This window comes from Pseudomonas sp. S10E 269, from assembly GCF_002798465.1.
GTDB lineage: Bacteria > Pseudomonadota > Gammaproteobacteria > Pseudomonadales > Pseudomonadaceae > Aquipseudomonas > Aquipseudomonas pergaminensis.
Map to the genome: position 1 here is coordinate 2,021,469 of NZ_PHIJ01000001.1, position 21,121 is coordinate 2,042,589.

The 21,121-nt window shown below is 62.0% G+C and carries 17 protein-coding genes; 12 read left to right on the forward strand and 5 right to left on the reverse strand.

Annotated features, from left to right (window positions below; translation table 11 throughout):
• The first annotated feature begins 67 nt into the window (after nt 1-67).
• From CWC48_RS09335 to CWC48_RS09385, 11 genes are all read left to right on the forward strand, one after another.
• Nucleotides 68-1,063, forward strand: coding sequence for a D-cysteine desulfhydrase (locus CWC48_RS09335; RefSeq protein ID WP_078046370.1), 996 nt, complete (start codon nt 68-70; stop codon nt 1,061-1,063).
• A 281-nt stretch (nt 1,064-1,344) separates the two neighbouring features.
• Complete coding sequence (tcyJ, locus tag CWC48_RS09340) at nt 1,345-2,139, forward strand: cystine ABC transporter substrate-binding protein (RefSeq protein ID WP_078046369.1); 795 nt, start codon at nt 1,345-1,347, stop codon at nt 2,137-2,139.
• On the forward strand, nt 2,139-2,804 hold the full coding sequence (gene tcyL / locus CWC48_RS09345; RefSeq protein WP_010214112.1) for a cystine ABC transporter permease: 666 nt from the start codon (nt 2,139-2,141) through the stop codon (nt 2,802-2,804). The genes tcyJ and tcyL overlap by 1 nt, the downstream gene beginning before the upstream one ends.
• Before the next feature lie 3 nt (nt 2,805-2,807).
• The gene (gene tcyN, locus CWC48_RS09350) at nt 2,808-3,554 is read left to right on the forward strand and encodes an L-cystine ABC transporter ATP-binding protein TcyN (RefSeq protein ID WP_100491748.1); all 747 of its coding nucleotides are present in this window, start codon (nt 2,808-2,810) and stop codon (nt 3,552-3,554) included.
• A 371-nt stretch (nt 3,555-3,925) separates the two neighbouring features.
• Nucleotides 3,926-4,690 (forward strand): hypothetical protein, encoded by a 765-nt coding sequence (locus CWC48_RS09355; RefSeq protein ID WP_078046367.1) that lies wholly within the window; start codon nt 3,926-3,928, stop codon nt 4,688-4,690.
• Nucleotides 4,691-4,877: 187 nt separating this feature from the next.
• Nucleotides 4,878-6,119 (forward strand): SfnB family sulfur acquisition oxidoreductase, encoded by a 1,242-nt coding sequence (locus tag CWC48_RS09360; RefSeq protein WP_100491749.1) that lies wholly within the window; start codon nt 4,878-4,880, stop codon nt 6,117-6,119.
• 24 nt (nt 6,120-6,143) lie between these two features.
• On the forward strand, nt 6,144-7,337 hold the full coding sequence (locus CWC48_RS09365) for an SfnB family sulfur acquisition oxidoreductase (protein ID WP_099491435.1): 1,194 nt from the start codon (nt 6,144-6,146) through the stop codon (nt 7,335-7,337).
• Entirely contained in the window at nt 7,337-8,689 is a 1,353-nt protein-coding gene (locus CWC48_RS09370) for an LLM class flavin-dependent oxidoreductase (RefSeq protein ID WP_099491437.1), read from the forward strand. Before CWC48_RS09365 ends, CWC48_RS09370 begins: the two co-directional genes overlap by 1 nt.
• A gap of 141 nt (nt 8,690-8,830) precedes the next feature.
• On the forward strand, nt 8,831-9,646 hold the full coding sequence (locus tag CWC48_RS09375) for a MetQ/NlpA family ABC transporter substrate-binding protein (RefSeq protein WP_078046363.1): 816 nt from the start codon (nt 8,831-8,833) through the stop codon (nt 9,644-9,646).
• Nucleotides 9,643-10,758 (forward strand): methionine ABC transporter ATP-binding protein, encoded by a 1,116-nt coding sequence (locus tag CWC48_RS09380; RefSeq protein ID WP_078046362.1) that lies wholly within the window; start codon nt 9,643-9,645, stop codon nt 10,756-10,758. The genes CWC48_RS09375 and CWC48_RS09380 overlap by 4 nt, the downstream gene beginning before the upstream one ends.
• Complete coding sequence (locus CWC48_RS09385) at nt 10,748-11,392, forward strand: methionine ABC transporter permease (protein WP_016974994.1); 645 nt, start codon at nt 10,748-10,750, stop codon at nt 11,390-11,392. Before CWC48_RS09380 ends, CWC48_RS09385 begins: the two co-directional genes overlap by 11 nt.
• A 2-nt stretch (nt 11,393-11,394) precedes the next feature.
• Here the strand turns inward: CWC48_RS09385 and CWC48_RS09390 are convergent, their stop codons facing one another.
• The gene (locus CWC48_RS09390; RefSeq protein WP_100491750.1) at nt 11,395-12,498 is read right to left on the reverse strand and encodes a hypothetical protein; all 1,104 of its coding nucleotides are present in this window, start codon (nt 12,496-12,498) and stop codon (nt 11,395-11,397) included.
• 178 nt (nt 12,499-12,676) lie between these two features.
• Between CWC48_RS09390 and CWC48_RS09395 the strand changes: the two genes are divergently transcribed.
• Complete coding sequence (locus CWC48_RS09395; RefSeq protein ID WP_078050851.1) at nt 12,677-13,303, forward strand: bifunctional 2-polyprenyl-6-hydroxyphenol methylase/3-demethylubiquinol 3-O-methyltransferase UbiG; 627 nt, start codon at nt 12,677-12,679, stop codon at nt 13,301-13,303.
• Nucleotides 13,304-13,470: 167 nt separating this feature from the next.
• Here CWC48_RS09395 and CWC48_RS09400 read toward each other — a convergent pair whose 3' ends face one another.
• From CWC48_RS09400 to CWC48_RS09415, 4 genes are all read right to left on the reverse strand, one after another.
• On the reverse strand, nt 13,471-15,648 hold the full coding sequence (locus CWC48_RS09400; protein WP_100491751.1) for a glycoside hydrolase: 2,178 nt from the start codon (nt 15,646-15,648) through the stop codon (nt 13,471-13,473).
• A 175-nt stretch (nt 15,649-15,823) separates the two neighbouring features.
• Nucleotides 15,824-18,889, reverse strand: a complete 3,066-nt coding sequence (locus CWC48_RS09405) for an efflux RND transporter permease subunit (protein ID WP_100491752.1) — start codon at nt 18,887-18,889, stop codon at nt 15,824-15,826.
• On the reverse strand, nt 18,886-19,956 hold the full coding sequence (locus CWC48_RS09410; RefSeq protein WP_078046358.1) for an efflux RND transporter periplasmic adaptor subunit: 1,071 nt from the start codon (nt 19,954-19,956) through the stop codon (nt 18,886-18,888). Before CWC48_RS09410 ends, CWC48_RS09405 begins: the two co-directional genes overlap by 4 nt.
• Complete coding sequence (locus tag CWC48_RS09415; RefSeq protein WP_078046357.1) at nt 19,953-21,035, reverse strand: efflux RND transporter periplasmic adaptor subunit; 1,083 nt, start codon at nt 21,033-21,035, stop codon at nt 19,953-19,955. Before CWC48_RS09415 ends, CWC48_RS09410 begins: the two co-directional genes overlap by 4 nt.
• Nucleotides 21,036-21,121: the final 86 nt, after the last annotated feature.

The following is a 21,121-nucleotide window of genomic DNA, read 5'->3' on the forward strand; positions in this document are numbered from 1 at the left end:
ATTGGCGGTTGCCCGATGAAAAGTGCCTGCCTATAGTCGCCCCATCACTTAGCAACCGTGCGTAGCCATGATCAAACAACAGCTCGACCGTTTTAACCGCCTGGAACTGCTGGGCGGCGCCACTGCCCTGGAAAAACTCGAGCGGCTGTCGGCCTGGTCGGGCAGGGACATCTACGTAAAACGTGACGACACCACGCCGCTGGCCATGGGCGGCAACAAGCTGCGCAAGCTCGAATACCTCGCCGCCGACGCGATCGCCCAGGGCGCCGATACCCTGGTGACCGCCGGCGCGATTCAATCCAACCACGTGCGCCAGACCGCTGCGCTGGCCGCCAAACTCGGCCTGGGCTGCGTCGCGCTGCTCGAAAACCCCACCGGCACCGAGGACCCGAACTACCTGGGCAACGGCAACCGCCTGCTGCTGGAGCTGTTCGACGCCAAGGTGGAATTGGTGGAAAACCTCGACAACGTCGACGACCAGCTCAACGCCCTCGCCGACCGCCTGCGCAGCAACGGCAAGAAACCGTACCTGGTGCCTATCGGCGGCTCCAATGCCCTGGGCGCCCTGGGATACGTGCGCGCCGGGCTAGAGCTGGCGGCGCAGATCGAAGCCAGCGGCATCGCGTTTTCCGCCGTGGTGCTGGCGTCCGGCAGCGCGGGTACCCACAGCGGCCTGGCCCTGGCCTTGAGCGAAGTGTTGCCGAACCTGCCGGTGATTGGCGTCACCGTGTCCCGCACCGACGAAGCCCAACGCCCGAAAGTGCAGGGCCTGGCCGAACGCACCGCCGAGTTGCTGGGTGTAAAGGTGCCCGAGGCGTTCAAGGTGAATCTCTGGGATGAATACTTCGGCCCCCGTTATGGCGAGCCGAACGCCGGTACGCTGGCAGCCATCAAGCTGCTCGCCAGCCAGGAAGGCCTGCTGCTGGACCCGGTCTACACTGGCAAGGCCATGGCTGGCTTGTTGGATGGGATCGGGTGTCAGCGTTTTGAAGAGGGTCCGATCATTTTCCTGCATACCGGCGGGGCGCCGGCGTTATTTGCCTACAACTCGGTATTCAATTGAATAAACGCGGACTAAAAAATGTGGGAGCTGGCTTGCCTGCGATGGCGGTCTGTCAGCTACCGATGTGCTGACCTTTGCACCGCTATCGCAGGCAAGCCAGCTCCCACATTAAATAGGTCGTATATTCAATAATCGAATAACAATTTATATTTATATTATTTTCAAGTCTTAAAAACCCGCTTTATAGTCGCGCCGTAGGCGAAGACGCGCTACGCGCTTTAAGGCAGGATACGACTACTGCGTCACCTGCTTCGCTCACCATAAAAACACAGGGGCTCTTCATGACTATTTCTGTATTGCGTCGCACATTGTTGGTTGGCACTTTGGGCCTGGCACTCGGGGCTGGCCTGCTCGGCCAGGCAGTGGCTGGCGAGCAGCTCGATAACATCAAGAAAGCAGGCGAGATCAAGATCGGCCTGGAAGGCACCTACCCACCGTTCAGCTTTGTCGATGAAAGCGGCAAACTCACCGGTTTCGAGGTGGAGCTGTCCGAAGCACTGGCCAAAGAGCTGGGCGTGAAGGTCAAGCTGCAAGCGACGCCATGGGACGGCATCCTCGCGGCCCTGGAATCCAAGCGCCTGGACGCGGTGGTCAACCAAGTGACCATCTCAGATGCACGCAAGCAAAAATACGACTTCTCCACGCCTTACACCGTCTCTGGTATCCAGGCGCTGACCCTGGCGAAAAACGTCGACACCATCAAGACCGCCGACGACCTGGCTGGCAAGAAAATCGGTGTGGGCCTGGGCACCAACTACGAACAATGGCTCAAGGAAAACCAACCGAAGGCCATCGTCAAAACCTATAACGATGACCCAACCAAGTTCCAAGACCTGCGCATCGGCCGTGTCGACGCCATTCTGATTGACCGCCTGGCTGCACTGGAATATGCCAAGAAAGCCAAGGACACCGCTGCTGCAGGTGCTGCCTTCTCCCGCCAGGAAGCCGGTATTGCCCTGCGCAAAGGCGAGCCTGAACTGCTGGCTGCTGTGAACAAGGCCCTCGACAAACTGCGCGCCGACGGCACTTTGAAGAAGCTGTCCGAGAAGTACTTCAACGCTGACGTCACTCAATAATGGAAGCAGGTTTCCAACTCGCGCTGGACTCCGCGCCCTTTCTGCTCAAGGGCGCGTATTACACGGTGATCCTCAGCCTCGGCGGGATGTTTTTCGGCTTGCTGCTGGGCTTCGGCCTGGCCTTGATGCGCCTGTCGCGCTTCAAGTTGGTGAGCTGGCTCGCCCGAGTCTATGTGTCGTTCTTTCGCGGCACGCCCTTGCTGGTACAGCTGTTCCTGATCTACTACGGCTTGCCGCAAGTGGGCATCGAGCTGGATCCGATCCCGGCGGCCATGATCGGCTTTTCGCTGAACATGGCCGCCTACGCCTGTGAAATCCTGCGCGCCGCCATCGGCTCCATCGAGCGTGGCCAGTGGGAAGCCGCCGCCAGTATCGGCATGACCCGTGCGCAGACCCTGCGCCGGGCCATCCTGCCGCAGGCGATGCGCACAGCCCTGCCGCCGCTGGGCAACAGCTTTATTTCGCTGGTCAAGGACACGGCGCTGGCCGCCACCATCCAGGTGCCCGAGCTGTTCCGCCAGGCCCAACTGGTGTCTGCGCGGACCTTCGAAATCTTCACCATGTACCTGTCCGCAGCCCTGATCTACTGGATCCTGGCGAGCATCCTGGCGCATTTGCAGAATCGTCTGGAAGACCGGGTCAACCGGCATGACCTGGAGTCCTGAAGCATGATCGTGGTTGAAAAACTGACCAAACAATTCAAGGGTCAGGTGGTGCTCAACGGCATCGACCTTGAGGTCAAGGAGGGCGAAGTCATCGCCATCATCGGCCCCAGCGGTTCCGGCAAGACCACCTTCCTGCGCTGCCTGAATTTCCTCGAACAACCCACCAGCGGTCGCATCAAGGTGGGCGACATCGAGATCGACACCAGCAAGCCGATCAACCAGCAACAGAGGCAGGTGCGGCGCCTGCGCCAGCACGTGGGTTTTGTGTTCCAGAGCTTCAACCTGTTCCCCCATCGCACCGCGCTGGAAAACGTCATCGAAGGCCCCACCGTGGTCAAGAAGATGCCCCGCGAGGCCGCTGTCGCGCTGGGGCGCAAGCTGCTGGCCAGGGTCGGCCTGGCGGGCAAGGAAGACGCCTACCCACGGCGCTTGTCCGGTGGCCAACAGCAGCGCGTCGCCATTGCACGGGCGCTGGCCATGGAGCCGGAGGTGATTCTATTCGACGAACCCACCTCAGCCCTCGACCCGGAGTTGGTGGGCGAAGTGCTGGCAACCATTCGCAGCCTCGCCGAGGAAAACCGCACCATGGTCATCGTCACCCACGAGATGAGCTTCGCCCGCGATGTGGCCAATCGGGTGATCTTTTTCGACAAGGGCGTGATCGTGGAGCAAGGCGAAGCCAAGGCACTGTTCGCCAACCCCAAGGAAGAGCGTACCAAGCAGTTCCTGAGTAAATTCCTCGCCCACTGAGGCTTTGTGTGGGAGCTGGCTTGCCTGCGACGCAGCCACCTCGGTGAACCTGTCTCACCGTGGCGACGCCTTCGCAGGCAAGCCAGCTCCCACACAAGCCTGTTCCTACACGAAGTCCTCATTCCAACCTGAAAAACACCCCACCGCACCCGCCTGAATATCCCCGCCTCAGTCAGACCCTTCTGAATCACGCCAACACCGCCGTTTAGCCCTTTGCCGCCATTGACGCCCCTCGGCCAACCCTCTTATCTAGCGCCCAGAGGATTGGATCCTATCCCGGCTATTCACTGAATCGTTTCGTTCGGCCCACCGCGCACACCTGCGCCAAAGGTCCGGAGCGATTGCTGCTGGCTGCATCAAGGAGATTACTTATGACGCACCCCCTGCTCACCGCCCCGACACTGCCCCAGGCCGTCGGCAATGGCATCAATGCCCTGGCCGCCGCGCACTTGCAGGTCGACATCCCGCCGTATCCCGGCATGGATGAAGGCGACCTGATCGAGCTGTTCTGGAACAACTGTTTCGCCGCTTCACGTCGGATCACCACCGGCAAGATCGGCGAGTTCACTCACCTGCGGGTACCAGAGAGTTTTGTGCTGGAGGGGCCGACGCAGGTGCATTACCAGGTCATGCAAGTCGGCCATACCCCTGCTCGCTCAGCCGTCACGCGAGTGCGTGTAAAGACCCGTTGCCCAGGCGGCCAGCCCTCGCCCCTTTGCTGTGACGAAAACCAGAACCTCGCCCCCGTGGGTCTGCCCGACACCATCCGCCGCTACGGCGTCAACGCCAGCCAGGTACGGCGCGGTATTCCCCTGACCATCGAGCCCTACCTGCACATGACCACCGGCGATGCCATCACCTTGCGCTGGGGCGATGTGCGCCTGGACCTGCCGAAAATCCGGGCCAGGGAAGTCGGCATGGCGGTACAGGTATGGGTGCCTTCGACGCTGATTATCGAAGCGGGAGACGACTGTCGGCTGGAAGTGACGTACTGCATTCTTGACCGCGTCGGCAACAATTCACGCTGGGCGCCCGCCCGCACGCTGCGCATCGCCAGCGAGGCAGAGTCCCGGCCCGCCGGGACGGCGCTGATCTATCAGCCACGCCCTACCGGTTCACCTTGCGAACCGGGGTGACAGACCTTCTATGCATATTCCCAAAAGTTAGTTTATTTAAATATTTAACACGCTTAGGGTATATGCACCGGACCACCGGACATTCCTGATTTTTCTGTTTTTATTTCATTGAATGCGAGGTCGGTATGGTCAGAATTACCCCGGTGCGTAACGCCAGGGCATTACGTGCAGCCAAGGAGCGGCGCTGATGTCTAACTTGGCTCTAACACCCCCCCAGAGTGATCTGGATGTCGCTCCCCTGCTGTTGCCGGCCGCCGTGCTGCGCAACGATGCAGAGGCGCTGAAGGCTGCCCATGAGTTGGCCCAGGCTGCACGCCTGCAAGCCGCCAAACGCGACCAGCAACGCAAGCTGCCGTGGGCACAGATCGAGCAGTTCACCCGCAGTGGGTTGGGCAGTATTTCCATTCCCCGTGAGTACGGCGGGCCGCAGGTGTCGTTCGTGACCCTGGCCGACGTGTTCGCGATCATCAGCGCGGCAGACCCGGCCCTCGGGCAGATCCCGCAGAACCATTTCGGCATCCTGCACCTGTTGCAGGGCGCCGCCACCGAACGCCAGAAAAAGCAGCTGTTCCAGAGCGTCCTCGACGGCTGGCGCATCGGCAATGGCGGCCCGGAACGCGGCACCAAGAACACCCTGGAACTCAAGGCGCGCATCACCGCCGAGGGTGACGGTTATGTGATCAGCGGCCAGAAGTTCTATTCCACCGGCGCATTGTTTGCCCATTGGGTGGCCGTGAAGGCCCTGAACGATGACGGCAAGCAAGTCATGGCGTTCGTGCGTCGTGGCACCGAAGGCCTGCGCATCGTTGACGATTGGTCCGGCTTCGGCCAGCGCACCACCGCCAGCGGCACCGTGCTGCTGGACAAGGTGCCGGTGGACGCGGAGCTGGTAGTTGAGAACTGGCGCATCGGCGAAACCCCGACTATCCAGGGCGCCGTCTCGCAGCTGATCCAGGCGGCCATCGACGCCGGCATCGCCCGTGGCGCGCTGGATGACACCATCGCCTTCGTGCGTGAGCGCTCGCGCCCATGGATCGACGCCAAGGTCGAACGCGCCAGCGATGACCTGTATGTAATCGCCGACATCGGCAAGCTGAAGATCGAACTGCACGCCGCCGAAGCCCTGCTGCGCAAGGCCGGCCAGGTGCTGGACCAGGTCAGCGCCGCGCCGATCACCGCGCAGTCCGCTGCGCGCGCATCCATTGCGGTGGCCGAGGCCAAGGTACTGACCACCGAAGTGGCGCTGCTGGTCAGCGAAAAGCTCTTCGAACTGGCCGGCAGCCGCGCCACCCTTGCCGAATTCAACCTCGACCGTCATTGGCGCAACGCCCGCGTGCACACCCTGCACGACCCGGTGCGCTGGAAGTATCACGCCATCGGCGCCTATCGATTGAACGGTACCTTGCCGGCTCGCCATTCCTGGATCTGACCGACCAGACCTCTGGAGAACATCATGACTTTCTCTCACCCCGTCGCGGTCATTACCAGCGACGAACAAGCCCTTATTGTCGCCAGCGACCTGGCCGAAGACTTCCGCCGCGACAGCGCCCAGCGTGACCGCGAGCGCCGCCTGCCCTTGCCCGAACTGGACGTATTCTCGCGCTCCGGCCTGTGGGGCATCAGCGTACCCAAGGAATTCGGCGGCGCGGGCGTTTCCAACGTCACCCTGGCCAAGGTCATCGCCCTGATCGCCCAGGCGGACGCGTCCCTGGGCCAGATCCCGCAAAACCATTTCTATGCCCTGGAAGTGCTGCGTGTGAACGGCAGCCCGGCGCAACAACAGCGCCTGTACGCCGAAGTATTGGCCGGCCAGCGTTTCGGCAACGCCCTGGCGGAACTGGGCACCAAGACCGCCCATGACCGCGTCACCAAAATCACCCGCGACGGTGACGGTTTCCGTATCAGCGGCCGCAAGTTCTATTCCACCGGTGCGATCTACGCTCAACGCATTCCCACCTCGGTGGTGGATGAACATGGCGTGCAGCACCTCGCCTTTGTCCCGCGCGACAGCGAAGGCCTGAGCGTGATCGATGACTGGAGCGGCTTCGGCCAGCGCACCACCGGCAGCGGTTCGGTGGTGTTCGACAACGTGTGGGTCGCGGCGCAAGACGTGATCCCGTTCCAGAGCGCTTTCGAGCGCCCGACCACGGTCGGTCCCCTGGCGCAGATTCTTCACGCCGCCATCGACACCGGTATCGCCCGCGCGGCCTTCGAAGATGCGCTGCACTTCGTGCGCACCAAGACCCGCCCGTGGATCGACGCCGGCAACGACAAGGCCACCGAAGACCCGCTGACCCTGAAAAGCTTCGGCCACCTGAGCATCCGCCTGCACGCCGCCGAAGCGCTGCTGGAACGCTCCGGCGAATTCCTCGACCGCGCCCAGGCCGACAGCAATGCCGAGACGGTGGCGGCGGCCTCGATTGCCGTCGCCGAAGTGCGCGCCTTGAGCACCGAAATATCCCTGGCCGCCGGCAGCACCTTGTTCGAACTCGCCGGCAGCCAGGCGACCCTGGCCGAGCACGGCCTCGACCGTCACTGGCGCAACGCCCGCGTCCACACCCTGCACGACCCGGTGCGCTGGAAGTACCACGCGGTGGGCAATTACTACCTCAACGATGAAAACCCGCCACTGCGGGGGACCCTCTGATGGCGAAGAAGAAAATCCTGCTCAATGCCTTCAACATGAACTGCATCGGGCATATCAACCACGGTCTGTGGACCCACCCACGGGACACCTCCACCCAGTACAAGACGATCGAGTACTGGACCGACCTGGCGCAAACCCTGGAGCGCGGGCTGTTCGATGGCCTGTTCATCGCCGATATCGTCGGCGTCTACGACGTGTACCAGAACTCGGTCGATGTGCCGCTCAAGGAGTCGATACAACTGCCGGTGAACGACCCGCTGCTGCTGGTCTCGGCGATGGCGGCGGTCACCCGGAATCTCGGTTTCGGCCTCACTGCCAACCTCACCTACGAGCCGCCGTATCTGTTCGCCCGGCGCATGTCCACGCTGGACCACCTCAGCCGTGGCCGCGTGGGCTGGAACATCGTCACCGGCTACCTCGACAGCGCTGCCAAGGCCATGGGCCTTACCGAGCAGGTCGAACATGACCGCCGTTACGACCAGGCCGATGAATACCTGGAGGTGCTCTACAAACTCTGGGAAGGCAGCTGGGAGGACGGCGCGGTGCTCAACGACCCGCAGGCGCGGGTGTATGCGCAGCCGGGCAAGGTGCACAAGGTCGAGCACCACGGCGAGTTCTACCAGGTGGAGGGTTATCACCTGTGCGAACCCTCGCCGCAACGCACGCCGGTGCTGTTCCAGGCTGGCAGTTCGGACCGCGGCTTGCTGTTCGCCGGGCGCCATGCCGAATGTGTATTCATCAGCGGGCAGAACAAGGCGGCGACCAAGGTCCAGGTGGACAAGGTGCGTGCCAGTGCGGTCGAGGCCGGACGCAATCCGGATGACATCAAGGTGTTCATGGGCCTCAACGTGATCGTGGGCGCCACCGAGGAGCTTGCCTGGGCCAAGCACGCCGAATACCTGAGCTATGCCAGCCCGGAAGCCGGCGTGGCGCATTTCTCGGCGTCCACCGCCATCGATTTTGCCCAGTACGAACTGGACGAACCGATCCAGTACGTGAAGAGCAACGCGATCCAGTCGGCCACCAAGAACCTGCAGAACAACGACTGGACCCGGCGCAAGTTGCTGGAGCAACACGCCCTGGGCGGCCGCTACATCACCCTGGTCGGCTCGCCCGAACAGGTCGCCGACGAGCTGGAATCCTGGATCAGCGAAACCGGCCTGGATGGCTTCAACCTCACACGCATCGTCACGCCGGAAAGCTACGTGGACTTTATCGACCTGGTGGTGCCGGAGTTGCAAAAGCGCGGGTCGTACAAGACTGAATATGAACAGGGAACGCTGCGGGAAAAAGTCTTTCAAGGCAGCGCCCGCCTTCCCGAACAACACACCGGATCCCACTACAGACACTAATCAAAAATGTGGGAGCTGGCTTGCCTGCGATGGCGGTGGATCAGCGAAAAAGAGTTGCCTGACAGACCGCCATCGCAGGCAAGCCAGCTCCCACCGTTGACCGCATTGTTCTTACCAACACCTTGTGACTGGAAATCGATCATGAAAAAAACACTGCTCTCCCACCCAGTCAAAGCACTGGCCCTGGCTTTCGGACTGTTCAGCTCGGCGGTGTTCGCCGCTGATGCACCGTTGAAAATCGGCACCACCGCCGCCTTCGCTATTCCCCTGGAAGCCGCGGTGGCCGAAGCGGGCAAGCAAGGCCTGAAGGTCGAGCTGGTGGAGTTCACCGACTGGATCGCGCCCAACGTCAGCCTGGCCGCTGGCGATATCGACGTGAACTACTTCCAGCACATCCCGTTCCTGGAAAACGCCAAGGCCGCCGCCGGTTTTGACCTGGTGCCATACGCGCCGGGCATCATCAACAACGTCGGCCTGTATTCGAAGAAGTACAAGAGCATCAACGACCTGCCCGAAGGCGCCAGCGTGGCGATTGCCAACGACCCGATCAACAGCGGTCGCGGCCTGCAATTGCTGGCCAAGGCGGGCTTGATCACCCTCAAGCCGGGGGTGGGCTACAAGGCCACCGAAGAAGACATCGTCAGTAACCCGAAGAAGATCAAGATCCTGCAAGTCGAGGCCGTGCAACTGGTACGCGCCTATGACGACGCCGATCTGGTGCAGGGCTACCCGGCGTATATCCGCCTGTCCAAGACCTTCGATGCCGAGTCGGCACTGCTGTTCGACGGCCTCGACCACCCGGAGTACGTGATCCAGTTCGTGATCCAGCCCAAGAGCAAGACCGACCCGCGCGTGATCAAGTTCGTCGACATTTACCAGCATTCGCCCGTAGTCCGCGCTGCGTTGGATAAATCCCTGGGCAAGCTCTACCAGGTCGGCTGGGAAGATAAAAAATGACCGCCGCCCACTCTCAACTGCGCGACCTGGGCTTGCCGCCCAGGGACGCCGAGCAGACAGAACTGCACCCTGACCTGAACCGTGCCCACGTGCGCTTTATCAACCTGGGCAAGACCTACGACGGCACTGTGCACGCCTTGCAGGGCATCGACCTGGCGATCCAGCGCGGTGAAGTGTTCGGCATCATTGGTCGCAGCGGCGCCGGCAAGTCGTCGCTGATCCGCACCATCAACCGCCTGGAACAACCCAGCAGCGGGCGGGTGTTGATCGATCAGGTCGACATCGGTGACTTCGACGAAGACCACCTGGTGGCGCTACGTCGGCGCATCGGCATGATCTTCCAGCACTTCAACCTGATGTCGGCCAAGACGGTGTGGCAGAACGTCGAGTTGCCGCTGAAAGTGGCGGGCGTTCCCAAGCCCCAGCGCGAGCAGAAGGTGCGCGAGCTGCTGGAGCTGGTGGGGCTGCAAGACAAGCACACGTCCTACCCGGCGCAACTGTCCGGCGGGCAGAAACAGCGCGTGGGCATCGCTCGTTCGCTGGTACACGACCCACAGATTTTGCTGTGCGACGAGGCCACGTCGGCCCTCGACCCGGAGACCACCCAGTCGATCCTCGGCCTGCTGCGCGAGATCAACCAGCGCCTGGGCCTGACCATCGTATTGATCACCCATGAAATGGCGGTGATCCGCGAAATCTGCGACCGCGTGGTGGTGCTGGAGCATGGGCGTGTCGTCGAGCAAGGCCCGGTGTGGCAAGTGTTCGGCAACCCGCAGCATGAGGTCAGCAAGACCCTGCTGGCACCGCTGCAACATGGGCTGCCGGACGAGTTGCAAAGCCGTTTGCAGGCCAAGCCGGCGACCGTCGACGCGGCGATAGTGCTGCGGCTGCAATTCACCGGCAGTGATTCCGACGAGCCGGACCTGGCCGCGCTGTTCAGCGCCCTCGGCGGTCGCGTGCGCTTGCTGCAAGGCGGCGTGGAACGCATCCAGGGGCATGCCCTCGGTCAACTGCTGCTGGCGGTGAATGGCTCGCCTCACACCGCAGAAGAACTGCGCAACCGCGCCGGCAATTGGGCACAACAGGTGGAGGTGCTGGGCTATGTGGTTTGATCGTTTAGTGCAGGGCGCCATTGACACCTTGTTGATGGTCGGCGTGTCATCGTTGATTGCGTTGCTGGTGGGCATCCCGCTGGCGGTGTTTTTGGTCACCAGCGACAAAGGCGGCATCTACCAGGCACCGGCGTTAAACCGCGTGCTGGGGGCGTTCGTCAATCTGTTCCGCTCGATTCCGTTCCTGATCCTGATGGTGGCGTTGATCCCTTTCACGCGGCTGATCGTTGGCACCACCTACGGCGTATGGGCCGCCGTGGTGCCGCTGACCATCGCCGCCACACCGTTTTTTGCGCGCATTGCCGAGGTGAGCCTGCGTGAGGTCGACCACGGCCTGATCGAAGCGGCACAAGCCATGGGCTGCCGCCGGTGGCACATCATCTGGCACGTGCTGTTGCCGGAAGCGCTGCCGGGGATTGTCGGCGGGTTCACCATCACCCTGGTGACCATGATCAACTCGTCGGCCATGGCCGGCGCGATTGGCGCGGGCGGCCTGGGCGACATTGCCTACCGCTACGGCTACCAGCGTTTTGATACGCAGATCATGCTCACCGTGATTGTGCTGCTGGTGATCCTCGTGGCGGTGATTCAGTTGGGCGGTGATCGCCTGGCTCGGGTGTTGAACAAACGCTGAAATCAGGGGCATTCATCCAGCTGGGCAACGCTGGAGTGGGGGACGAAGGTGATGGTTTTTTCCTTGGCCTGCCATGGGCGAACACTGTAGCTCCCGTCCGAATCCGCCAGCACGCGCAGCTTGATGCTGCCCTCAGGTTTCTTGGCGCCGACCAGCATGCCGGGAACCTTGGCCCCCTCTGACCAGGTCATGACGGTACACATACGCCCTCCCGACGCGGAGGCTTGCAGCGGCAGGCCTCCCAACTTTGCGCCCGTCACAGGGATAAGCCCCAGTACGACCAAAAGCCCAAGGGCGGCCAAGGATGCCAGCGCGACCGGGTTTTTATGATCGTTCATGCACGCCACAAGACACGCCCCCAGCCCCTGAATCAGAAATAGCACCACTATTTCAGCCAACATGACAGGCGCAAACAGCACGACACTGTCGGAGTATTCGCCGAACGCGCGCGAGACAGGTACGGTGACCATCAGAACAATCAGCATCTGAATGACGCCGGCACTGGCACTCGCGATCCAGAACTCCACGGAAAGCTCGCGCCGCGCGATATTGGCCGGCCGGGCACGAATGATGATGCAGGTATAGGCCAGTACCGTCACAGCGATCGCCACTACCCAGCAAACAGTCTGAAGCGGTCCGCTTTCTGCGTTCGCGGACATGTACACCGCCGATAACCAGAACACCGCCAGCACCACGAGACTGGCAGCCCAATGCATCAACAATCGACGATGTTGAGCCGTCGTCTCAGGCGATTGCCGACTGAGATTGAGTTGATCACTGAGCCGCGCGCCCGTGGCATTCATGCGCAGGAACAAGATGAACGTAGGCATCAGGATCGACGCCCCCATCATGCCGATGACAAATACCAACATGGCGAACATCGCCGGCAACGCCGTGAACGCAGCTGCCGACAAAATACTCAGCGGCACCTTTTCCACTTGGATGTATTGGTACAGATAAAGCCCGGCCACAGACAAAATGCCCACGGTCAAAGGCCATGCGCGCTCGTTGAGCCATAACAGTCCATTACTCAAGACATTGGAGTATCGATCCATTTTCTTTTGCTGAATGACGTTATCAGCCGGGGGTGGAGATGCCTGATCCATGGGTATACAACGCCTCTTCAAGTAAGACGCGAATGGTACCTAGAATCCTGCGGTCAGTAAGTCGGATGCTTACGCTGAATAGGCACTGAATTGCCCTACACAGGGCATACGTCTTTCAACTGAATCAGACGATGGCCTGAGGTATAGTCCAATGACCTCAGCCCAAGTGCGCCCTGCCATGAAACTTGCACCCCACGACCTCGACCAGATCACGTCCACCACCCTCGGCCACTACAACAAGGTGGCCGAGGACTTCCGTGAGGGCACCCGCGACCACGACGTGAGCCAGAACATCGATGCGCTGCTGCGGCATATCCAGGGTACGGCGCCGTTCACCGTGCTGGATTTCGGCTGCGGCCCGGGGCGCGACTTGCAGACCTTTACCCGAATGGGGCATATCGCCGTGGGGCTGGACGGCTCGGAGCGGTTCGCGCAGATGGCGCGGGAAGACAGTGGCTGTGAAGTGATGCAGCAGGACTTCCTGAAGCTGGACCTGCCTGCCGAACGCTTCGACGGCATTTTTGCCAATGCGGTGCTGTTTCATATTCCCAAACAGGAACTTCCCCGTGTGCTCAAGCAGATGCAAGGCGCATTGAAGCCGGGCGGCGTCCTATTCAGCTCCAACCCCCGGGGTGAAAACCAGGAAGGCTGGAATGGACCTCGGTATGGGTCGTATCACGACCTGGAGGCCTGGCAGGCGCTGCTGACGCAGGCAGGATTTGTAGAGCTGGAGCATTACTATCGCCCCGCAGGCTTGCCTCGAGAGCAGCAACCTTGGTTGGCCAGTGTGTGGCGCAAGCTTTAGCCGCCGTTACCTGAATAACGGATATGTACACCGCACCGCCGCCTTCGCAGGCAAGCCAGCGCCCACAGTTTTGGATCGCGGGGTTACAGTTGGAGAGCAGTCGTCTGCCAGGCCGCTGGCGGGAGCACGCTCCCTGGCCACAGGTCGAGCGCCGTACCCGGTGATTGCTATTGCACTTGATACACCAAAGCGCTCCCCCCCACATCAAGCACCGTCAGGCTATACCCCGCATACCCTTGTTTCTCCGCTGAAGAAAAATTCGCCACCAACCGCGTCCCATCGGCAAAGGTGGTTTCCTGCACCTGCCTATCCGCCGTCAACCAACGAAACCCCGTCATCGCCTGGGTGGCCAACCGTTGATGCAATGGCCGAAAAACCCGGTCCTGACGCTGTATCAACGGCAGCCGCTGCTTGAGCGTCGATGCACTCAAGTGATACAGCGGCGGCACGTTGTAGAGCAACTGCGTCAACTCGTTCTCAGCCTGCACATTGCTCAGCTTCAAGCTGTCGAACAGCCAGTGATGCGTGGTGATCACCGAGCCGTGGAACACCGCCTGGTACAGCGGCAGGCGCAGGGTCGGATCGAAATACACCGTACGATACGGCTCCTTCAACGGCACCGACTTGAAGAACACGGCGGGTTGCTCCGGCGGATACCAATTACCTACGTAATAAGGCGATTGCTTGTCCTGGGCCATCGCGTGATCCCCCCAGCCAATCACGGGCGTCTGCATGCCATGGGCGAACAGAATGCCTTCGGCGGTGATCGCGTTGCCGTCTTCGGAACCGGCGGGCAACTTGAGCGCGGTATTGAGCCAGCGCGAAGCGTCGATGTTGCCTTCGGCGTTCTGTGCCTGGGTCATCCGGGCGTCGTCACGGTAGCTGTCGAACACCATGCTGGTGGCGTAGGCATCGAGGAACCAGGCGTTGAAGCCCGCCTTGGCCTGGATAGCCTTTACGCGAGCCTCCAGCAGAGGCCGCACACAACGTGGGTCGGTGTAGTGGCCGGACTGCTGGAAACCGGTTTTCAGCTTGCCGTCCTTTAGCACAATCGCGCACTCGCGGTACGCCCTGCCGCCCAGGTGAGCGGTGGTCCAATCCGGGTTTTCCGTAGCGGACAACGCGGTTTCATAGGAGTCGTAAGGGGCTATCAAGAAGCCCGCGTCGACCCCGGCCCGGATCGCCTCGGGGTGCCAGAGGCCGCCTTCCCAGCCTTCGCCCAGGGTCAGCAGCAAGCGCGGCAGGCCTGAGCTGCGCAGTGACTGGATCACCTGGCTGCCCCAATGCGCAGGGGTATCGCTCAGGGCCCCGGCAAAGTCCACGGCCAGTTCGCTACGCAACTCGTTATAGCGCGCGGCGAGCCGGGTCATGTCGGGTTCTTCTACCTGCCAGCTCTGCCGAGCCTTTTTGTTGATCGCGGCGTTCAGGCCCCGGAGCACGGCCGTCTGCTCATAGCGATTCAAGGCGGCACCCTGCGCCAGGAGCTTGGCGGACTCCTTGTCCAACAAGCCCTGGAGTGCATGACCGCGCATGCGTTTGAGCAACAGCGGCCAATCGCGCACATCCTCGGGGGCCAGCAAGTCATTGCCCCACAAGTAGACATGACTGGCGCCCAGCAGCTTCTCGGCCTCGGGCGTCTTTCGCAGTTTGTCAGCCAACGTTTCATAACGGCCCTGCGCCACCAACCATTGGCGGTAGCGCTTGGCGCCGGCCAACGGATCGGCATCCCCCAGGTGCAACAGCAGGGTCATGGGTGCGGCCGGGTCGAGGGCTGTGAATTCATGGGCCACTGACAGTGCCATACCTGCCTGCCAGTGCAGGCGATTGTTGTAGGGGTTGGTCAGCAACCAGTTCAAGGTGAAGCGCCCGTGGTCCAGCCCCCACAGGGGCAAGCTGAGGTCCTGAGTGGTATTTAAATCACCTTGTTCCAGCAGGAAACCCTTCCACTCTGCATTGCCGGTGGGCACGTAATGCCCCTCGGCCAACGGCCACATCAGCCCCTCGCCCAGGGCACTCGCCGGTTGCATGAGGATCGGCAGCTCACCCGCTTCCCGCGCCGTGATAGAGAGCAGCAGGTCGCGTTGGTCAAGGCTGGCGCTCACCCGAAAGGCGCCGTCATCCCATTGCCAGCTCGCTTGCTGATGGTGGTGTTCAAGTTGGCTGACGGTACGGGCCACGACGCCGCTGGAAGCTTGCACCGTCGGTTGGCCGTTGGGCGTAACGCGGAGGGCCAGGGTTGCCGGGTCGAGTTCGACCCGCCACAGGGCGTTTTCCAGAACGGTGGCGAACGTCAGCGGCGAGAGGAACAGACCGCAGAGCAACAAAACAGAACGCAGGTAGCGCATAGGACTGGACCCGAACGAAGTGAAGTCGGGAGGGTAGACCACTCTATGACTGGCGGGGGCAACGCGTATCACCTCCGGACGTTTCCCACGATACAAAAGGTCAATGAGCATCAAGCTGTGGGAGCGAGCTTGCTGTGGCGAGAGCACCTGAACACCACAGCAAGCCTCCACATTTCTAACTGCGTTTTTCCTGCTGCTCCTGCTTGGGCTCGCGGATTTTGTACCAGGCCACGTAGAGCGCCGGCAGGAACAACAGCGTCAACAAGGTGGCGATGATGATCCCGCCGATCATCGCGTACGCCATCGGCCCCCAGAACACTTCGCGGGCGATGGGAATCATGCCAAGGCTCGCAGCAGCGGCCGTCAGCAGGATCGGCCGGCGCCGATGCTCGGTGGCTTCCACCACCGCATCCCACGGCGAATAGCCGGCCACTTCATATTCATGAATCTGCGTCACCAGGATCACCGAGTTACGGATGATGATGCCGATCAACGCCAGAATACCCAGGATCGCCACAAAGCCCATGGGCGTGCCCGTGGGAATCAGCGCCAGCACCACGCCAATCAAGCCGAGCGGCGCCACACTGGCCACCAGGAACATCTTCTGCACGCTGTGCAGCTGAATCATCAGGAAGGTCGCCATCAGGAACAGCATCAGTGGCACCACGCTGGCAATCGGGCCCTGGGCCTTGCCGCTTTCCTCCACGGTGCCGCCAGTGGCGACCTTGTAGCCCACCGGCAGGCCGGCGCTGAACTTGTCGATCTCACGCTTGAGTTGCTTGACCAGGTCGGTGGGTTGCATCTCGTCGCGCACCGACGCCTTGATGGTGATGGTCGGCTTGCGGTCGCGACGCCACACCAGCGGCTGTTCCAATTCATAGCGCACGGTGGCGAAGGCCAGCAGCGGGATGGAAGTGCCGTTGGGCGTGACAATCTGCAGGTTCTGCAAGGTTTCCGGCGTACCCCGCTCGGCGTCTTCGGCGCGGCCGACCACGTTGATCAGGTAGATATCGTCGTGTACCTGCGTGACCGAGGCACCGCTGACTACGCTGTTCATCAACTGCGCGACGTCTTCCGACGACAGCCCCAGTTGCCGCGCCTTGTCCTGCGCAATGTCGATGCGCAGCACTTTGCCCGGCTCGTTCCAGTCGTAGATGATCTCGCCCAGGTGGGTGTTCTTATCCAGCAAGGTCGCCAGTTCGATGGCGTGTTTGCGCACCTGGTCGGTGTCTTTGCCCGACACGCGATACTGAATCGGCCTACCCACCGGCGGGCCCATCTCCAGCGGCTGCACGTAGCTGCCGATGCCCACGAAGTCATCGCGCAGGCGCTTTTGCAAACGCGCGATCAACTCGCCACGTTCTTCCAGGCCCTTGCTCACGATCACCAACTGCGCGTAGTAGGGGTTTTCCAGTTGCTGGTCGAGCGGCAGGTAGAACCGGATCGCGCCCTGGCCGATGTAGGTGCTCCAGCGCGCGATGTCCGGGTCGTCCTTGATGATAGCTTCCAGGCGGTCGACGGCTTTGCGGGTTTCGTTGATCGAGGCGTTTTGCGGCAGGTTCAGGTCGACGAGAATTTCCGGGCGGTCCGACGACGGAAAGAACTGGTTCTGCACGAACTGCATGGAAAACACCGACGCCACAAACAGTGCCACGGTGATGCCGATCGCCCACCAGCGGTTGCGCATGGCCCACAGCATGCCGCCATTGAAGGCGCGGCCGACCCGCCCTGGCTCGGCGCTGTGGGGTTTGACGTTGGCGCTGAGGATATGCACGCCGATCACCGGCGCAAACAGCACCGCCACCACCCACGACACCAGCATCGCTACGGCAATCACCGCAAACAGGGTGAAGGTGTATTCGCCCGCCGAACTGGCGTTGAGGCCGATCGGCACAAAACCCGCCACGGTCACCAGCGTACCGGTGAGCATCGGGAATGCCGTGGAGGTATAGGCGTAGGTCGCTGCCTGTTCCTTGGTTTCGCCTTTTTCCAGGCGCGTGATCATCATCTCGACGGTGATCATCGCGTCGTCCACCAACAGGCCGAGCGCAATGATCAGCGCGCCCAGCGACACCCGTTGCATGGTGATGCCGCTGTATTCCATGAACACGAACACCAGCGCCAACACCAACGGAATCGAGCATGCCACCACCAGCCCGGCGCGCATGCCGAGGCTGATAAAGCTCACCACCAGCACGATGATCACCGCTTCAAACAGCGCACTGGTAAAGCCGCCGACGGCCTCCTCCACCACCTCCGCCTGGTCGGACACCTTATGCACACCGACGCCCACCGGCAGGTCGGCGGTCAGCTCGTCCATGCGCGTGTGCAAGGCCTTGCCGAACGACTGGATATTGCCGCCCTTCTGCATGGCAATCGCCAAGCCGATCGCCGGCTTGCCGTTGAAGCGGAACATCGGGCGCGCCGGGTCCACGTAGCCACGGCTGATCTCGGCAATGTCCGCCAGCCGATAGAACCGGTCGTTGAGCCGCAGATTGACGTTGGCCAAGTCCTTCTCCGAGGCGAACTGCCCCGACGTGCGCACCGAAATGCGCTCCGGCCCGGCCTCGATCACACCGGCCGGAGTCACCGCGTTCTGCGATTGCAGGCTTTGCACGACCTGGCGTTGATCAATGCCCAGGGCCGCCAGTTTGCGCGTGGAGAAATTCAGGTAAATCACTTCGTCCTGTTGGCCGATCATCTCGACCTTGCCCAACCCCGGCACCGAACGGATCTCGGCGCGCACCTGCTCCACGTAGTCGCGCAACTGGCGCATCGACAGGCCGTCGCCGGTAAAGGCGTACACCGAGCCGAACACATCACCGAACTCGTCGTTGAACGACGGCCCCTGCAGGCCCTGGGGGAAAGTGCCACGAATGTCGTCGATCTTCTTGCGTACCTGGTACCAGATCTCCGGGATGGCCTTGGCGCTGGTGGTGTCCTTGAGGAACACGAACACCGTGGATTCACCCGGCCGCGTGTAGCTTTTCACGTAGTCGAGGGAGTCCAGCTCTTCGAGTTTTTTCTCGATGCGGTCGGTGACCTGCTTGAGCGTTTCTTCCTGGGTTGCACCCGGCCAGCGGGTCTGGATCACCATGGTCTTGATGGTGAACGAAGGGTCTTCCTCGCGGCCCAGGTTCATGTAGGAGAACACGCCCATCAGCAGCGCGACGAACATCAGGTACCAGACGAAGGACTGATGCTTGAGGGCCCAGTCGGATAAGTTGAAGCTCCCTTTCATCGCGGGCTGTCCTCGTCGATTTTGACTTTTTGCCCGGGTTTCAGGCTGTTCACGCCGGCGGTGACGATGCGTTCGCCGGGTTTGACGCCACCACTGAGCATGGCGCTGCGGGCGTCACGGCTGATCACGCTGACGTCGCGCGGTTGCACGGTCTGGTTCTGGGTATCGAGCAGCCAGATCCGGGTCTTGCCGTCGACCTCCTGCAAGGCGCTCAGGGGCAGTTCGATGCGGGGCGCGATGGCGGTGCTCAAGGTCACGCTGATCGCCGTGCCCAGGCGGAACGCGGGCGGTGTTTCGGCCAGGGTCAGGCGTGCTCGGCGAGTGCGCGTGGCGCTTTGGGCCTGGGGTTCGATCTCGCGCACGATGGCGGTGGTGTGCACGCTGGGGTCGAGCTGCCCGGCGACCAGGAACACCACGTCTGGCGGCAGGCGCTCGGCAAGGCCGGCCGGCAGATCGATCACCGCTTCCTTGATATCCGGGCGGGCCAGGGTCACCACTTGCTGGCCGGCGCTGACCACCTGGCCGGCCTCGGCATTCCAGGCGGTGACGATGCCCGCGTGGTCGGTGCGCAGTTCGGCGTAGTTGAGTTGGTCCTTGGCTTGATTGACCGAGGCCTGGGCCTGGTCGAGGGACGCCTGGGTGGTCTTCAGGTCGGTCTGGGCAATATCCAGCTGAGCCTGGGCGCCAACGCCACGGTTGAACAGCTCCTGTTGGCGGCGGGCGTTGGCCTGGGCGTTGATGTATTGCGCTTGCACGCGGGCCAGGTCGCCCTGGGCCGAGCGCAATTGGTTCTGCTGGTCGGTGGGATCGAGGACGGCGAGCAAGGCGCCCTTCTCCACCTCGGCGCCCACATCCACGGCGCGCCGGGCAATGCGACCAGGCACGCGAAAGCCCAGGTTACTTTCATAGCGGGCCTGGATGGTGCCAGCGAAGCGGCCAAGGTTTTCCTGGTCCTCGGACGTCACTTCCATGGACAGCACCGGGCGCACAGGCTCGGGCGGCGGTTCTTCCTTGGAGCAGGCCACCAGCAACAGGCTGGCGGCGAGTATCCCCGTCAGGCGCTTCATGGTTGGGCTCCTTGCTGGGCGATCTCGACCAGCATGCCGGGGTGCAGCAATTGCCCGCCGGCCACCACGACTTTTTCGCCGCCCTTGAGGCCGTCGCCAATGATGACTTTGCCGGTGAGGTAGCGCGCCACGGTGACTTTGTGCAGCTGCGCCTTGCCGTCGCCGTCGATCAACCACACGGCGGGCTCGCTGAGATCTTTGGTTAGCGCAGCCCAAGGTAATTCGATACTGGCCTTGGCCGGGCCGTTGGCGGTAGCGCTCACTACAGAACCCAACTCCATGCCCTTGGGCAACGCTTGCAGGGCGATTTTCACCTGCACGGTGCCCGTGTTGGCCGCCACGGCAGGCGTGACTTCACGCACTTTGCCCTGGACCTTGATGCTCGGGTTATCCAGCAGGCTGACGGTGATCGGCGCGTCCGGCGGCGGCTCCACCAGCAGCGACTCATAGACGTTGAACACCGCATCGCGCTCGCCATCCCGCGCCAGGCTGAAGATCGGCACGGTGGCCTGCACTACCTGGCCGACTTCTGCCTGGCGCGCGGTAATCACTCCCGGCGCTTCAGCGATCAGCGCGGTATAGCCGAGCTGTTCGCGGGCATTGGCCAGTTGGGCCTGGGCGGCGGCGAGAGCACTCTGGCTGCTGCGCAGCGCGGCCTGGGCGGAATCGTATTCGCTGCGGCTGGTGTAGCCCTTGGGCAAGAGTTTTTCCTGGCGCACGAAGGCGGCGGCTGTCTGTTTGACCCGCGCCTGCTCGGCCACGACCTGGGCCTGGGCGGAATCGACGTTGGTCTGCAAGTCTTTGGGATCGAGCTTGGCCAGCACTTGCTTGGCGGTCACACGGTCGCCCACGTCCACCATGCGCTGGATGATCTTGCCGCCCACACGGAAGGACAGATCGGTTTGCACACGGGCCTGGATATCGCCGGTCAACGTGACTGCTGCGGCAAAATCCGCCGGCTGCACGGTCTGTACAAACACCCGTGAATGCTGCTTCGGTTCGGCATTGTCCTCGCTACAGCCGCTCAAAAGCGCCAGTAGGCCAAGGCCTAGAATAAAGGTGGAAATACGACCGCCCATGCAGGCTCCTTTTGCGTGATGCCGACTTGCCAGTGTGTATGCGACTGTGAGCTTAGTTGAGGGTTCCTTATCTGCATGGAGGCTCC

Excerpts from the sequence above, each read along its gene's own strand:
- tcyL (WP_010214112.1), top strand. The coding sequence starts at position 2,139 with ATGGAAGCAGGTTTCCAACTCGCGCTGGACTCCGCGCCCTTTCTGCTC.
- CWC48_RS09375 (WP_078046363.1), top strand. The coding sequence starts at position 8,831 with ATGAAAAAAACACTGCTCTCCCACCCAGTCAAAGCACTGGCCCTGGCT.
- CWC48_RS09365 (WP_099491435.1), top strand. The coding sequence starts at position 6,144 with ATGACTTTCTCTCACCCCGTCGCGGTCATTACCAGCGACGAACAAGCC.
- CWC48_RS09395 (WP_078050851.1), top strand. The coding sequence starts at position 12,677 with ATGAAACTTGCACCCCACGACCTCGACCAGATCACGTCCACCACCCTC.
- CWC48_RS09415 (WP_078046357.1), bottom strand. The coding sequence starts at position 21,035 with ATGGGCGGTCGTATTTCCACCTTTATTCTAGGCCTTGGCCTACTGGCG.
- tcyJ (WP_078046369.1), top strand. The coding sequence starts at position 1,345 with ATGACTATTTCTGTATTGCGTCGCACATTGTTGGTTGGCACTTTGGGC.
- CWC48_RS09360 (WP_100491749.1), top strand. The coding sequence starts at position 4,878 with ATGTCTAACTTGGCTCTAACACCCCCCCAGAGTGATCTGGATGTCGCT.
- CWC48_RS09400 (WP_100491751.1), bottom strand. The coding sequence starts at position 15,648 with ATGCGCTACCTGCGTTCTGTTTTGTTGCTCTGCGGTCTGTTCCTCTCG.
- CWC48_RS09390 (WP_100491750.1), bottom strand. The coding sequence starts at position 12,498 with ATGGATCAGGCATCTCCACCCCCGGCTGATAACGTCATTCAGCAAAAG.
- CWC48_RS09385 (WP_016974994.1), top strand. The coding sequence starts at position 10,748 with ATGTGGTTTGATCGTTTAGTGCAGGGCGCCATTGACACCTTGTTGATG.
- CWC48_RS09410 (WP_078046358.1), bottom strand. The coding sequence starts at position 19,956 with ATGAAGCGCCTGACGGGGATACTCGCCGCCAGCCTGTTGCTGGTGGCC.
- CWC48_RS09355 (WP_078046367.1), top strand. The coding sequence starts at position 3,926 with ATGACGCACCCCCTGCTCACCGCCCCGACACTGCCCCAGGCCGTCGGC.
- CWC48_RS09380 (WP_078046362.1), top strand. The coding sequence starts at position 9,643 with ATGACCGCCGCCCACTCTCAACTGCGCGACCTGGGCTTGCCGCCCAGG.
- CWC48_RS09405 (WP_100491752.1), bottom strand. The coding sequence starts at position 18,889 with ATGAAAGGGAGCTTCAACTTATCCGACTGGGCCCTCAAGCATCAGTCC.
- CWC48_RS09370 (WP_099491437.1), top strand. The coding sequence starts at position 7,337 with ATGGCGAAGAAGAAAATCCTGCTCAATGCCTTCAACATGAACTGCATC.
- tcyN (WP_100491748.1), top strand. The coding sequence starts at position 2,808 with ATGATCGTGGTTGAAAAACTGACCAAACAATTCAAGGGTCAGGTGGTG.
- CWC48_RS09335 (WP_078046370.1), top strand. The coding sequence starts at position 68 with ATGATCAAACAACAGCTCGACCGTTTTAACCGCCTGGAACTGCTGGGC.